The organism is Nitrospira sp. (genome assembly GCA_016715825.1).
Lineage (GTDB): Bacteria > Nitrospirota > Nitrospiria > Nitrospirales > Nitrospiraceae > Nitrospira_D.
This window is the reverse complement of sequence record JADJXO010000003.1, coordinates 418283-432522: the sequence shown is the minus strand read 5'-3', so window position 1 is coordinate 432522 and position 14240 is coordinate 418283. Positions and strand designations below refer to the sequence as shown.

At 58.2% G+C, this 14240-nt stretch carries 11 protein-coding genes and 1 pseudogene; 6 read left to right on the top strand and 6 right to left on the bottom strand.

The annotated features are described in order from the left end of the window. Positions 1-97: 97 nt before the first annotated feature. From IPM58_11760 to IPM58_11735, 6 genes and pseudogenes are all read left to right on the top strand, one after another. Positions 98-745, top strand: a complete 648-nt coding sequence (locus tag IPM58_11760; protein MBK9307734.1) for a VPLPA-CTERM sorting domain-containing protein — start codon at positions 98-100, stop codon at positions 743-745. A gap of 25 nt (positions 746-770) precedes the next feature. Then, the gene (locus IPM58_11755; GenBank protein MBK9307733.1) at positions 771-1583 is read left to right on the top strand and encodes a hypothetical protein; all 813 of its coding nucleotides are present in this window, start codon (positions 771-773) and stop codon (positions 1581-1583) included. Positions 1584-1664: 81 nt separating this feature from the next. Further along, the gene (locus tag IPM58_11750; GenBank protein ID MBK9307732.1) at positions 1665-3539 is read left to right on the top strand and encodes a cytochrome C peroxidase; all 1875 of its coding nucleotides are present in this window, start codon (positions 1665-1667) and stop codon (positions 3537-3539) included. Positions 3540-4329: 790 nt separating this feature from the next. Continuing rightward, positions 4330-4425 (top strand): annotated as a pseudogene (locus tag IPM58_11745) (VPLPA-CTERM sorting domain-containing protein). Positions 4426-4428: 3 nt separating this feature from the next. Then, a complete protein-coding gene (locus IPM58_11740; GenBank protein ID MBK9307731.1) occupies positions 4429-5487 on the top strand; it encodes an SUMF1/EgtB/PvdO family nonheme iron enzyme in 1059 nt (352 codons plus the stop codon). A 103-nt stretch (positions 5488-5590) separates the two neighbouring features. Further along, positions 5591-7363 (top strand): TIGR03790 family protein, encoded by a 1773-nt coding sequence (locus IPM58_11735; protein MBK9307730.1) that lies wholly within the window; start codon positions 5591-5593, stop codon positions 7361-7363. A gap of 100 nt (positions 7364-7463) precedes the next feature. Here the strand turns inward: IPM58_11735 and IPM58_11730 are convergent, their stop codons facing one another. The 6 genes from IPM58_11730 to IPM58_11705 all read right to left on the bottom strand — a co-directional run bounded on the left by IPM58_11730 (position 7464) and on the right by IPM58_11705 (position 13429). Continuing rightward, positions 7464-7826 carry a hypothetical protein gene (locus IPM58_11730; protein ID MBK9307729.1) on the bottom strand — a complete coding sequence of 121 codons (363 nt, stop codon included), beginning with the start codon at positions 7824-7826 and terminating at the stop codon, positions 7464-7466. A gap of 13 nt (positions 7827-7839) precedes the next feature. After that, on the bottom strand, positions 7840-9054 hold the full coding sequence (locus tag IPM58_11725; GenBank protein ID MBK9307728.1) for a tetratricopeptide repeat protein: 1215 nt from the start codon (positions 9052-9054) through the stop codon (positions 7840-7842). Next, positions 9051-10589: a hypothetical protein gene (locus tag IPM58_11720; protein MBK9307727.1), complete on the bottom strand. Its 1539-nt coding sequence runs from the start codon at positions 10587-10589 to the stop codon at positions 9051-9053. The genes IPM58_11725 and IPM58_11720 overlap by 4 nt, the downstream gene beginning before the upstream one ends. 42 nt (positions 10590-10631) lie before the next feature. Beyond that, positions 10632-11588 carry a hypothetical protein gene (locus tag IPM58_11715; protein MBK9307726.1) on the bottom strand — a complete coding sequence of 319 codons (957 nt, stop codon included), beginning with the start codon at positions 11586-11588 and terminating at the stop codon, positions 10632-10634. Positions 11589-11702: 114 nt separating this feature from the next. Beyond that, positions 11703-12020 (bottom strand): helix-turn-helix domain-containing protein, encoded by a 318-nt coding sequence (locus IPM58_11710; GenBank protein MBK9307725.1) that lies wholly within the window; start codon positions 12018-12020, stop codon positions 11703-11705. A gap of 1115 nt (positions 12021-13135) precedes the next feature. Next, a complete protein-coding gene (locus IPM58_11705) occupies positions 13136-13429 on the bottom strand; it encodes a hypothetical protein (protein MBK9307724.1) in 294 nt (97 codons plus the stop codon). Between the last annotated feature and the right edge of the window lie 811 nt (positions 13430-14240).

Genomic DNA, 14240 nt, shown 5'->3' with positions numbered 1-14240 from the left:
AGGAATCGGGTCACGCGCTTCATGAATCGTTCTCGTGCTTGACTCGATCTCTGTTTTTACTGATGGGCCAACCTCACCCGGTAACCAAGGATTCACCATGTCCCTCACGCGTACGGTCTGTGCATTCTCCCTCACCATTGCCCTCGCAAGCTCAATCCATGCTCAACCGGCACAGGCGGCCGCCATTGATCTCACCCAGATTGACTTCGAATACGACAGCTCAGCCTGGACGTTGGGGTGGAAATTCTCCGTCACGGCCCCGACCTCGATTGAAGCACTGGGCGTATACGATTCCGGTCAGGATGGTCTGGCCGGACCCGCTCAGGTTGCCTTGTGGCTTGCGTCAGGCGGAGCACCGCTCGTTCAAACCACGGTCGCACCCGGTACGGACGCGGCCTTGGATGGATACTTCAGATTTGCACCGGTGATCAGCACCATACTCTCTCCGGGGGTCGAATACATCGTGGGCGCGCATCTGGACGGTGATGTAGCCACGGCCCTCTTCGGCGGGAACGGTCTCGTCGATCCTCGAATTACCGTGATCGATGTCCGTTATTCCTCGTTCGGCAGCGGCTTTGGATTCCCGGACCAGACAGACCCCGGTACGGACGGCGCCGCTTTCTTAGGGGGAAACTTTCAACTCACAGCCGTACCTCTCCCCGCCGCCGCCTGGCTGTTTGGGAGCGGGTTGGCGGGATTAGCCGGCTTGGCAACACGACGAAATTGGTTTCGCAATTCAGCATGACACATTCTTACATGGAGGTATCGTCATGAATAGGCACACCGTGATCAGATCAACAGTCATAGCCCTTGCCGCCCTCTGGGTGGTCAGTGGGTCTACGGCACACGCCAGCGTGGTCTACAACCTCACCGGTTGGGATAGCACTGGGACCGCCGGCGCGGACGGAGGATTTCCCACTGATTGGGCCGGCGGCACTGCACCGACCTACACCGGTTCGCTGAACGCGATGTGGTACGCGAACGTCGGAGTCGGCGGCGCTGAAACGGTGTCGTCTACCGACGCCCGCGGCAAGGGAGCAGATCCAACCTTCGCCTTGGCCGTCGGACCTCGCGCGTGGAATGACAACGACCCGGGCTTCACGGGCACGCAGGGACAGGGGCATGGGTCCGATTTCGGGCTGATTCATCTCGATGGTCAATCCAACCTGAGCATCACCGTGGCGGCGGATGTCGGTCTTGGCTCTACTTTGAAACCGGGCTTTTCGTTGTTCCAGGGATGGGATGTGGGCAGTACCTCGGACCGCCTCCTGGCGTACCAGAATAATGCGGATAACCCACTCGGAACAAGTGGCCTCGGGTTTCTAGACAGTGCGTCCTCTGCCACGCCGGGAGGCAGCGCCGTTCAGTCCTTCACCAACCTTCCTGCAGGAACCTATACCCTGTTTGTGGGAGGAAACTTTACCGGATTTTCCGGCACGCCAGGGAAATATACGGTCGACGTGACCGCTTCACCTGTTCCTCTCCCCGCCGCCGCCTGGCTGTTTGGAAGCGGCCTTCTCGGTCTGGGATCGCTGGCAAGGGGCAGAATGCGGAAGCGGAACGCTATCGCCCATAGGCAGTAGCTGTTGCTCAACGGGACGCACGCGCTCACGGCCCGGCCGATCCGGGAGCCGGTCCCTCCCTGAACATCGGAAGGAGTTGTTATGCGCACCAGTATTGCTCATGTTCTCGCCGTTGCCGTCATCGGGCTCGGCGTCACCGTCGCGACAGAATCACTCTCTCAGGTCAACAGTCCGGCCGATCCTCCACGGCCACCTTCTCTCAAAACCGTGGCGGTGCCGGAGCCGACCAACCTTCCCGACTTTGTCAGCGATCGCCAAGCCGCCATCCGCCTGGGCAAGGCCTTGTTCTGGGAGATGCAGGTCGGCAGTGACGGCGTCACCGCCTGCGCCAGTTGTCATTTCAGTTCAGGAATGGCCGACACACGATCAAAGAATCAGCTCTCACCAGGCTTGAAGCGCATCACCGCGACCGGCGCACCCAATCCAGATACGACTTTCCACAGAAATCTCAGCCCGGTGGGGCAAGTGACCGGATCCGATTTTCCGTTCTTCCCGTTGAGCAATGATGTCTTGTCCTCGCAAGGTGTCCGCAACTCTGTCTTCCTCGGAGTCGGGAACGGCCCGGCTGATCGTGTACGCCAGGAACCAGACCCCGACGGATTTCGAATCGAGTCGACGAATATCCGCCGTGTGGAACCGCGCAATACGCCGACCGTTGTTAACGCCGTATTTAATCACCGCCAATTCTGGGATGGCCGCGCCGACAATGTGTTCAACGGGGTGAATGAAATGGGAGATCGAGATCCGAACGCCCGTATCTTCCGCGCGGACAGTCCCACCAGTCCGGTTGCCGTTCAAGTACGGTTGGAAGACTCCAGCCTGGCGTCGCAAGCGGTCGTCCCACCGGTGAGCGGAGATGAAATGTCCGCCAGGGGCCGCACCATGCGCGACATCGGCAAGAAATTCGTCCGCTACCAGATTCCCGGCCGGCCGGCCTCCAACCTACGTCCTCTGGGACTCCAGCTTGTGCATCCGGAGGACAGCGTACTCGGTTCCTTGAGCCGGTGGCCCCAGAAAGGCTTGAGTGTGAGCGGGTATCCAGAACTGATTCAGGCTGCATTTCACCGTCAGTGGTGGGACTCATCCAAACTGATTCGGGTGGGAACCGACGGGACACCCACCGTGATCGATCCGCCTACAGGGGTGCTCACGGCGAACGAGTATTCCCTGATGCAATACAACTTCGCGCTCTTCTTCGGCCTGGCCATTCAGTTGTACGAAGCCACACTCGTCGCCGATCATTCGCCCTACGACCAGTTCATGGATGGGAATCCGAACGCCATCAGTGCGCAGGCCATCCTGGGCGTGGACCTCTTCCGGAGCCAGACTCGGGGACAGTGCATCACCTGCCACGAGGGCGCCGAACTGACGGGCGCCTCGGTTCGCCAGGTCCGGGCCAGCCCAACCCGCATCCGTGACGGCCAAGCGATGGACCGAGGCTTCAACAACATCGGCGTGTTGGAGACGCTCCAAGATCTCAGTCTGGGCGCGAAGGATGATCTCGGGAATTGGCTCTCCACCGTCAAGCGACTCACCCCACCGCCGCCGGAACCAATCGTCGTCGATGGGGCGTTTAAGGTGCCCGGCCTCAGGAATGTCGAGCTGACGGCGCCCTATTTTCACAACGGTGGCCAGGTGGACCTGCCTGCCGTCATCGATTTCTACGATCGAGCCGGCGATGCCCATGAAGGGATGGTGACGCTTGACGGCACCCAGATCGAGCTGATGTCCATTATAGGATTCACGCCGGAAGAAAAAGCGGCGATGTTGGCCTTTCTCCTGTCGCTGACCGACGAACGGGTGCGCTTTCAGCAGGCTCCGTTCGATCACCCACAACTGTTCATTCCGAACGGACCTGGGTTGCCGCGCGCGATCATGCCTGGCGAGCAGCTGATGGAAATTCCCGCGGTCGGCCGCTTCGGCGGCGCACCGCAGAAGAAATTTTTGGAGCCATGACAGGATGGTTGTAAATAGCCGGTCGCCGAATTCAATGAGTCGGTCTGAAGAACAAACATACGTACGAATGTCATCCATGATCAGATGAAAAGGAGCACCAACGATGAAATCTTCCATTCGCGCATCGATCATATTTTTGTCCGTACTCTTGCTTTCACCTACCGTCTCGCCCGCGGCATCCGTGACCGGCGGCGCGTTCACGATGAATCTCGATCGTGATGCCTTGGCTCAAATGGTCCTCAATCCTTCCGGCACACCGCCGACGCTCTACCTGGAAGAGTTTTGGAATGCACCTGCTTCTGGCTCACTGACTGCCACTCAGATCAATACGGCCGGGGTTGCGGACCTCGTTCCCGGAACCGGCGAGATCCCCGCGACGGGTCTCATCTACGGCGTGACCGGTTCGTCCGTCGTCAATCCGGCAGGCCGTGCCATTCAAGCCACGAATTTCACCTACGATCCGAGCGATGTGACCGGCACAGCCAGCGGCCAGATCGGACTGGGCGGCGTGATGCGGTTTCTTGGTAACTTCCCTGGCATTTTCGTCACCGGTGATTTTGCGCTGAAGTTTGATGCGACACGGGTCGGCAACACAGCGGACGGTTCAGGTTGGCACTTGTTGAATAACTATGGATTCCCGATTCCCGTCTTCGAGCTGACCGACGTGACGGCAAGCAGCGACCCCTTCTCCCTTGCCCTCTCGGGCAATCTGAAATGGAGTCCTGAGGTCACCTCCGCGTTCTTTGCCCCAAGCGATCTGGGCCAAACGGTGGGAACCTTTGCCTTTGCTTCACCCGTCCCGGTACCGGCGGCTGCCTGGCTGTTCGGCAGCGGGCTGATCGGGCTGGCCGGTGTGGCCCGCCGACAAGGGCTTTGGAGGGCATAACTCATGGTACAGTTCCGTCGATTCTTGATCGTGTTGCTGTCCGCCGCTGCTCTCTCCCAGGGGACATCGGTCGATGCGTCATACGTCAACCTGCCTACGGTTCCCGTCGGTAATGTAGGCAACGGCGCCGATCCTCTGACCGGCCGCGGGGCCGTTGCGTATCCGTATTACATCACGTCAACCGAAGTCACAAACTCACGCTATGCCGCCTTCCTGAACGCGGTCGATCCCAATGGTGTGAATCCTCACGATCTCTACAATCCCGACATGACGAATGCCACCGGTTTTGCCGTGGTGAAGGGAGGCATCAATTTCGATCCAGCTGCATCGCCGGGCACCATGTACAACCCCAAACCCAACTATGGCGATAAACCGGTCAACTATGTGAGTTTCTACGACGCGGCGCGATATGCCAATTGGGTCATGACGGGCGATACAGAGAGCGGCTTCTACACCTTCGCCGACACGAATACCCTCGTGAGTCAGGGTGTGCATGGACCGGATCAGCACGATGGGATGAACTGGGTCGCGCTTCCCAGCCACGACGAATGGTATAAGGCGGCATTTCACAAGAATGATGGTGCGACCGCCAACTACTATCTCTATCCGACCAGCAGCGATGCCGTGCCGACCATCGCCACCGCTACTCCATCCGGAGATATCGCCAACCCCGGCGAGAACGTCGCCAATTACAACTTCGGCGCAAATTGGGACGGCACCGTCAATCTCGGCCATGTGACCTCGGTCGGAAGCGCCGGTCCCGGAAGTGCGAGCCCCTACGGCACGTTTGATCAGGGCGGCAATGTGATGGAGTGGATCGATGAGTCCACGGGTTCGAATCGTGTGATGCGCGGAGGGTCACTTTGGCTCGGAGAGGAGACGCTCCGCCCCACCTACAGCAGCTTTTACAATCCGCTCGTGGGAGGCAGCAGCCTTGGTTTTCGCCTCACCAGCCTTGGACCGATCACTGCTGTACCACTCCCCGCGGCCGCATGGCTCTTCGGCAGCGGCGTCACGGGATTGATCGGCTTCATGTACCGGCGAAGGGCCATGGCCTCTTAGTCGTCATACGCCTCCTGATCGAGACGAGCGCTGCGCGCTCCCCACTTCCACTCGCCATTCTTTTGTTCTTGATCGAACATGCGGTAGAGTGTGTCAGCAACCAATGACCTGCACACGTCTCGTCCTCATTCTTGCTTGCTTCATGGCGCCGATCAGTCATGCCTCGTTTGCGCAAGCTGAATTACAGTCACACCATGTGGTGATTCTGGCTAATGCCAAGAGCCCGGAAAGTCTGGAGGTCGCCGCGCATTACGCCGCACGGCGTGGGGTACCTGCCACGCATGTCATTCGGCTCGACCTTCCACATCGCGACAAACTCACTCGCCGGGAGTACCAAGATCTCATCGTGACTCCTGCGCGGCGGATACTGGAAGACCGGGCGTTGTCTTCATCCATCCGCGTCATCGTGACCACGTACGGCGTGCCGCTGCGTGTGGAGGCTCCTCAACTGTCAGCTGAAGAGCGCCGGGTGCTCACGGACGCGCAGAATGTGGTGAAAAAGAGCCGGGCGCAATTGGAACAGTTGAACGCTGAGTTCGGCAGGCTGGCGCCTGCGTCTCTCAACCAACCGGATACCACGCTGTTCCCAGCACAGGATCTCCTCGAAACAGCCAGGACGGCGGCTCTGTTGTCACGGGTCGATCGCACCTGGCGGGGTGCGCTTGCGCAAATCCGGCAAGCGCAGGAATCGGAGTCCGAGCGATCGTCACAGGAATTACTCCGTCTTACCCAACAATACGGCGGATGGGGCATCTTGCTTCAGAAGCACGGAGGATCGGAACAGCCACCTGCCGCTCCGGATACGCCTCAGGCGGCGGCCTGGCGCGGATTACTCGAACGATCGAGCTCTTTGTGGGCCGGGCTTGCTCGTCGACCAATCTCCTCTGAGCGGTCCTTGATCTACCGCTGGGCCGAACGGCTGTTCGGTATGCGAGGAGTGCTTGAACTGGCAAGCGCGGAAGTCGATCTCCTCACCTATACCTATGCCGATGCCAGTGTGGACAGCGAGCTGAGCCTGCTCTGGTGGGATCGAGATCTCTACTCTGTGGCCTGGCGCTGGGACAATCCGCTCTTTCAAGACGCAGCGGTGAACCAGGATGAACTGCCTGTCCTCATGGTCAGCCGGCTGGATGCCCCGACCGCCGAATCGGCGAAAGGCCTTGTCGACAAGGCGCTGCAAGCCGAACGCATGGGATTGGACGGTACCGTCTACTTCGATGCGCGCGGGCTCCAGCCCAAAGGTACGACCGATGCCTACGGCCTCTACGATCGCAGCTTGCGGGAGGCTGCGACGCTGATGAACGAGCACTCCTCCTACCGCGTGGTCCTGGATGATGCGCAACCGACCATGACCACCATCCCCGGCGTTGCGCTCTATATCGGGTGGTACAAGCTGCGGGCGTACGACGACGTCTTTTCATTCAACCCCGGCGCCATCGGCTATCACATGGCCTCAGCCGAGGCCGTGAGTGTGCATGATCCCACTGAGCGTGGTTGGTGTAAAAATGCCTTGGAACGAGGGATTACGGCGACACTTGGCTCTGTGGGCGAACCCTATCTGGATGCGTTCCCTGAGCCGGCTCGTTTTACGACTCTGCTGCTGACGGGAAAATACTCTCTCGTCGAAGTCTATTACTTGACCAGTCGCTATGTGAGCTGGCGCATGGTGCTCTTCGGCGATCCTCTGTACAACCCGATGAAGGAACGTCCGCCCGTCTCCTTATCAGTTCCTGCACTGGTGTCCCCTGCTGATCGGCGATTGAGCGCCCCTGGCGCACGGTTGATGCGAGCCCTTGACCTTGCGCGTGATCGACAGAATCAATTGATTACCCTGCTGCGACGAGCTGAGCAGAGCACCACCCTCCCTTCACACTAAGAACACCAGAAGATCCTGGTGTTCCTCATCTCACTGTGGCCCTTGGCCAAACAACGGAGCAGCTATGGGATGTCCCAACATTCAACAATAACGCAATTCCCTATGATTTTGCATGCCGGCTCGCATAGCGGATGATCGCCGCACGTTCGGATTCAGTCAGGGAGGGGAGCCCCTTTTCGCGCATCAACTGTTCCATTCTCGGCAGAAGATCCTGCCACTCCGCCAGGGTTCTGAACCGGGGATCAGGAACTCCGTGGGTCACTCCATGGCTTCCGAACGGCTTCCCGTGGCAAGCGCTGCAGCGTTGCGCGAACACTCGTCCATCGGGTGTATCCAGTTCAGGGATTCCCGTAAACACTCCGCCGCATCCTCCGATCAACAACCAGGCCGTGACGCCTAGGGCGTAGGCACGCAGACGGGTTGCGCGGATTGATTCTACCCATACTGTTCTCAATCTCGTCATGTCAGCTCTCTTTTCACTCGAGATTTCCGACGTCCACCGCTTGAGCAACTCCATTTGACCCTTGGGGTGCGGATGGCTGAGGCCCTCGTGGTAATGAACCCCGCCTGTACTCACTCGCGAGTTCCCGAAGTAGACCGGCATAACGATCACGCAAGACCTCGACCATCGGATGATGACCTCCCAATGTCTGATGCTGAATGACCAGTGCGCGTTCGTACCGAAACTTGGCTTCGATATAGAGACCACGCTCATGCGCAAGCAAGGCCCAATTTCCAAGGATACTCCCCATCAGCCTCTCTGGTGAGTCCGGCACCGCCTCAAGAACGGCGACCGCCTCACGATAGCGTTGATCCGCAAGTTCGGATAGTCCTTGAGCATGGTACAGATTCGCTAAGTTATTCAGACTCATGGCGACGCTAGGATGACACTCGCCCAAGAATGCCCGACGAAGATTGAGGGCTCGCTGGTACAGCGGCTCGGCAAATGCATACAACTCTTTCTCCTTGTAGAGCGACGCCAGATTGTTCACGATCGTGGCCTCTTCCACGGATTCGGTGCCATCCGATTTCTCCAGCATGCCCAGTGCCAAGTGAAAGCTCGCTTCTGCTTGAACCTGACGTCCCTGCTTTCGATAGAGCATTCCTAACCCATTGTATCCTACGGCCAACTTTGGATGGCCGGGACCTAACACTCGTTCTCCGATCGTCAACGAGCGAAGATAATGGGTCTCTGCCTGGCCAAACTCACCTTGCTCCAAATAAATTTCGGCTAGATTATGCAGTGCAACCGCCGCATGTTCATGGGCTGGACCGAGCGCCTGCTCCCAGAGGACCAGCGCCCGCTCATAGTAGGACTTCGCGACCTCATGTTTCCCTTGATCATGAAATACCAACCCTAAATTGTTCAGTGAGGTTGCACGACGCACGTCGAGAAGACCAAAGCCTTGAGCCTGCTGATTCGCCAGTAGGAATAGGTGTTCTGCTTCCTGGTACTTGGCCTGCTCACGAGCCACGACTCCTTCGTCCGTCAACGCCTGCCAACGATCCATCGTACCGGCGACAACCGGAGTCGATGGGGAGAGGCACGCAAGCAGTAGTGCCGCAAGAAGCGTGAGGCACGTCCGATTATAAGCAACCCGCGATTGTCTTAGCATGCCATGGCCCTCACCTGGTGGTTTAAAGTCCGGAAAGAGACGCGTCACTGCTGCGTCGATCTCACAGGCGGTCATTGGGTCGGTGTCGCCTGATTGTCGTTTGCGGCAAGTCCCACATAGTAGACCGTGACCTGTTTGGGGCTTCTTCCGACCGGAATCGTCGCCGTGATCGTATGGTTCGCGGCGTCGATGAGAGAGACTGATCCATTGCCGGTGTGCGGGGCATTCGTCACCACAATGCCCTTGGCCGATCCCGCCCCCTTGGGGCCGGTCACCCACAGATCAAGGGCGTGGACTCCAAGCGGGCCGACGGAGGGCAGATCGACCGTGGTGAGCAGCGGAAACGACGTCGGCCACGTCGTCGCATCGAAAACGAGCAGCTCGTCCCTCACCATCACACCGGATTGCTGCGGTGTGAGTCCTATCGTGGCATTCGTCTGGGTCATGTAGAGTCGTTTACCATCAGCGGTGAAGCGGAACTGAGCAGGCCGAACATGGTCTAAGGCGTGAGGGCCCACAAGCGTGAGCGTCGGTTGAGTCAGATCGACGAAACCAATTCGCCCGCTCACTTTAGCCGGATCCGAGGTGCTGTCCTCGCCGACCAAGAAGAGAAATCGGTCGTCCGGTGTGAGCGCCACTTGCTGGAATTGCGGCACATCGATGCGCCTGATAATGGTGAAGGATGTCGGATCAATCTCCACCACCGAGCGGTACCCCGCGAGGTAACTATAGATCTTCCCCGTGGCCTTGGACCAAAACATCCCGGCGGGCAGTGAACGATTCGCCGTCGTCACGCTGCCGTCACAGGCTGGTTGTCCCAATGACGCCTCCTTGGCGCTGTCGCACAGGTCGATCTTCTGAAAAAACTCACTCCACGCGACATCTCCTCCTGCCGTTGCCACGGGAAGCAGGATACTGATCAGCCCTGTCGTTTGGCTGGAGACAAACGCAAGTTCCTGCGCCGTGACCGGCGGCCGAGAGAACGCGATGAAGTGCGCGCCCTTTCCTGACAGACACACGATCGATGTCACGCGGGGTTTTTCCCCACCCACGCCGAGATGCGAATTATGAAGGACGGAGACGGAACCTCCCTGAGAACAGTTAGCGACCGTATCAAGACCGGTGGCCGGATCTCCGTCGTTCATCGTCCACAGTACTTCCTTATCGACCGGATCCCTGTAAATGCGTGTTGGCCTCTGCCCGATTTTGACTCTGGGATCCAATGGATTTTCAGTCAGGAAACCTTCGAGAATCGGTGTCAGCCCCCCGATCGGATCGATGGTAGCGACTTGGTTGGTCGCCGTATTGGTGACAAAGATCCATTCGCCGAGTGAGAACGCGACACCGCCGATGGCATCCGCCTGTGGCGGGCCGAGGGGCAAGGTATTGATGACAGGAGGAGACTGTCCGTCCAGCCGAAGCGTCGTCATGGTCGTCTCGCCCTGATTGACGACCAGTGCCATCGGGATCGAGAGGGGCGTGTTCGGCGGTGGATCGCCGTCTTCACCACCGCTACACGCACCGAACAAGAGAAGGGCCGGAAGTATCGCGTACCTCCCCCACCACCCGAGCCTATCACGCCATCTGGTGATCTGCGTCGTCTGTGCCATGATGCCAAGCTCCTAACAACTTTAGGTCTTCACTCGTTCGACTCACTGCTTAAACAGGGTCGGCGTGGTGAAGTATTTCGTGACGCCCCCCACAAAGCTGACCTCTTGCTGCAGATTCCCATTGAAGTCTCGATAGATCGGCACCTGGGCGATGAAATAGACCTGGGCAAAGTCGAAGACATTGACCACCGCCCCGGTGGAAAATGCGACATAGGTATGGTCGGTAGTCGGCACGGATCGGCCGATAATGTTTGCATCGAGCAAGACGGCCCGGTTCAATGGAGCAGGTCGAAACTCGAGTAATGCTGCCTCGATGTTGTCTCTTCCCTTGTAACGAAAATTGATTTGGTTGGTGAGCGTCAACCAGGGGAACGTCACGAGATTGAGCCCTGCATTCACGGAAAACTCTTCACCAAACCGATACCCATCCGAGTTTCGGAACGTGTATCGAATGTTCCCGGATAGAAATTGATTCAATCGATGCGGAATCAGCTCGTAGGTTTGATAGAAGCCCGGTTGAACCCCGAAGGTCCCTCGTCCGACTTGGAGTGTCGATTCGGCGAGCTGCCCACCGATAGGTTCGTAGCCGTAGTCGCCGACGGGAAACCAGACCCCCATTTCCAAGACCACCATGCTGCGCAGGCTGGGTAACAGGTTATACTTCACCTTCCCAAGGATATCTCCGAATCCACGGTCAAACGTATTGGAGACGGCACCGGATCCGATCTGTCCGATCGCGTCGACGATGCGGTAGGGTACCTGCACTTGTAGGCCGATCCGTTCCGTCAGTCCATAGTTGAGATCCAACACCCCTGTTTGAACGAGCGTGCTGAGTTGATTGACCTGGCTATTCGCCAGGATCAATTGCTTGGTCTGCTGGTTGGCGAACGGAATGGTGTTCGCGCCTCCGGGAGGAATCTCGTTTGGTGTGTGGGCGAAACTGAGGTTCACCGTCAGCACACCGGCCGGTGAGACGGCCTGCTGCGAACCGATCACCACGAAACAACTCACCGAACCACAGGATGCTTCCACTGAAGAGGGGTTGCTCCATAGGCTCAGCAGGACCAGACACCCGTAGCCCCACGTTTTGGACAAGAGCCGTTGCGCGTTCATCTAGACGGCGACGGGATGCCTATCCCGACGACCCCGGTCATCACTCACATAGCGATGCTTGAGCCCTCTCTGTTTGGGCGAGATCTGGGTGGCCGAATGGTCAACGGGCGTTGCCGGAGTCACCCCCACGCAGTGGAGATCGATAAGGGCCGCCACCGTCTCGCTGAAGATTCTCAAGCTCCCCACGCCCAGTCGAGTACCACCAAGGCGCCCGGCTTCCACCCAGCGATACACCGTCCACCGACTGACATTGAGAATCTGTGCTGCTTCGTCGACACGAAGCAGTTTCTTCTGCTGCAAAGTTCCGATCGCATCCATAATCAATTCCTCCATATTCTGTACGGGCCGTTTCTACACGGTGTTCGAGAAAAGGCCGATCACCCTCGTTGTACGCGTCGTCGCTTCTGATAGTGGGGAGAAGGCCGAGGAAGAAGCACCCTCTCCCCTCGTCCGAGCCAACGGCTGCTTGACTCAGACCAATTTCCTATGTGTTACGGTTAGGATGAAGCCGGAATAAGACTCAGCAGAGGTAGCATTCCCAAAACGAGAGACCGTGCCGTGCTGATTCTTATCCGTGCAGGAGAAACCCGCGGCTCGGAGGGGCACGGGGTTGAAGTACTGGAGAGGCAGATGCCAGGCAATATGAAGCGGGAGCTAGGACTTGCGGTTCGACTACGATCCAGGCAACCGCGACAGGCGGCTGCGCTACCGTGACGAGATCAGACGTTGCTTGACAGACCCAGGAACAAAATACGCTTTGAGGAGACGACTTCTCTTCACTGTGGTGATGATGCGCTTGAATTTTCTCGGCATGGGCCAATGTGCAGCCGGCACTCAGCACAACCAGCACCGCATAAATCGCGACTGCACAGACAGCGATGGAACGGTGCTTGAATATCCGACCGAAGCGCTTCACTTTATTGGCCCTCTATCTCACCCTAGTGTCGTACCCCATCTGGCCCTACGTATATTGAATGAGCTTGTACACCAATGCGGATGTGCTGTCTACCTACAGATGCCTACGCATGCTACACATGTGACATCTCATGAAATCGTGGATTCATCACTTCAGCGTACCAGCTTCCCCCCATGTGTTCCTCCGCACAGAATATAGTGCGGGACGAAGGAGGAGGCAGCACCCTTCGTCCCGCGCTAGCATCCGAGCGGGAGGGGCGCCTACTCGGACAAAACACGGCGATGTTCGTATCGGGTCATGTATCTACATGAACGTTTCTCCCGCACCCATCTGCCTATGCGTATCCGCACCCAGGCAGGTCGCTACGCCGAGATTTCCGTGAAACGTGAAGCGTATCTCGTCTTCAGATCCGGACTCTTCACAAACGACGCTTCATGAAATACGCTATTCATGCGGTTTCGGCCTGCGACGATGCTCGGGACCCTACTGCTGTGAGGCAGCGATCCGGCTCGATCGTTTACTTGTGCTTGGCCGGATGCTGAGCCTCTTCGGCATGTGCCAGGGCTTCCTCTGCATGCTTCATCGATTCCTTCGCATGCTCAAGCGCTTCTTTGGCGTGAGCATTGTCGCTTCCCTGGATAGCTTCCTCCAGGTGCTTGATCGCTTCCTTCTCGTGCGCAATTCCTTCTTTCGCGTGCTTGATAACCTCCTTGACGTGTCCGTCCCCTCCGGCCAATGCGGACTGGGTGATTCCTCCTCCAAGCATTCCACATACCGCAACAACAGCCATGGTAACTTTGATCCGGCTCATAACTCCTCCTCAGTATAGGTTAGGTACGTTCCCACTCGATCGATCACTATACACCATACTTCCTACTCCACTAAGAAGCGCGTTGATATTGGAACGTACCGGGAGACAGTTTCTTCGCTTCAGAACGACTCACCGCGTCCTGAACCCCGAAGGGCCAGGGAATCGGAGGGAGGCACCACCGATTCCCCAGGCAGGTCTGGGAGAAGAGTGCGCAACTGCCAGACCCGTTTCTCATGCGTCTGCTACATCCACCCGTAAAGGACCGGGGCGGAGGTCGACGGAGGGGTGACCTGCGCCCCGGATCGTCCGATCGAGGGGGCAACTCGGCCGGACAGTGATAGTGCAACGATGCTCGCCTAAACCTCGATGACTCATGATCACCCGCCACCACCTGCCCTACCAAAGTAACCAGAGCGGGGCCGCCGATGGGCAGCGAAACGCCCCGCCCTGATCAGTCCGAGAGGGATGGGCAACCGCTCTCGGGAAGTTTCTGATTGCTTCCGGTTACGACTCAAAGAATCAGGATGACTCAAGAGGGACACGTTTCTAGAGAGGCGACAGATGAGCCACATTCGCGACGATAGCACCTGCCACAGGAAACGAGTCCGGCTGAATTATCCGAGTGACAGACTTGGGGGAGCACGAGAGGAACGTGGAGCAACCGAAGTGTGTAGCTGGGGGTGAGCGTGAGGGAGCATCGCCGGGGCCGAAACGAAACTGACAACAGCCATCGGCACCGATGCCGCCGGGCCGCTCTGCGAGATCATCTGGCAGGACCAGGCGCAGAGGGAGGAATGGCTTGCTTCCTGGG

Bases quoted from the DNA above. Each gene is read 5' to 3' on its own strand.
- IPM58_11760 (MBK9307734.1), top strand. From the start codon at position 98: ATGTCCCTCACGCGTACGGTCTGTGCATTCTCCCTCACCATTGCCCTC.
- IPM58_11755 (MBK9307733.1), top strand. From the start codon at position 771: ATGAATAGGCACACCGTGATCAGATCAACAGTCATAGCCCTTGCCGCC.
- IPM58_11750 (MBK9307732.1), top strand. From the start codon at position 1,665: ATGCGCACCAGTATTGCTCATGTTCTCGCCGTTGCCGTCATCGGGCTC.
- IPM58_11740 (MBK9307731.1), top strand. From the start codon at position 4,429: ATGGTACAGTTCCGTCGATTCTTGATCGTGTTGCTGTCCGCCGCTGCT.
- IPM58_11735 (MBK9307730.1), top strand. From the start codon at position 5,591: ATGACCTGCACACGTCTCGTCCTCATTCTTGCTTGCTTCATGGCGCCG.
- IPM58_11730 (MBK9307729.1), bottom strand. From the start codon at position 7,826: ATGACGAGATTGAGAACAGTATGGGTAGAATCAATCCGCGCAACCCGT.
- IPM58_11725 (MBK9307728.1), bottom strand. From the start codon at position 9,054: ATGACCGCCTGTGAGATCGACGCAGCAGTGACGCGTCTCTTTCCGGAC.
- IPM58_11720 (MBK9307727.1), bottom strand. From the start codon at position 10,589: ATGGCACAGACGACGCAGATCACCAGATGGCGTGATAGGCTCGGGTGG.
- IPM58_11710 (MBK9307725.1), bottom strand. From the start codon at position 12,020: ATGGATGCGATCGGAACTTTGCAGCAGAAGAAACTGCTTCGTGTCGAC.
- IPM58_11705 (MBK9307724.1), bottom strand. From the start codon at position 13,429: ATGAGCCGGATCAAAGTTACCATGGCTGTTGTTGCGGTATGTGGAATG.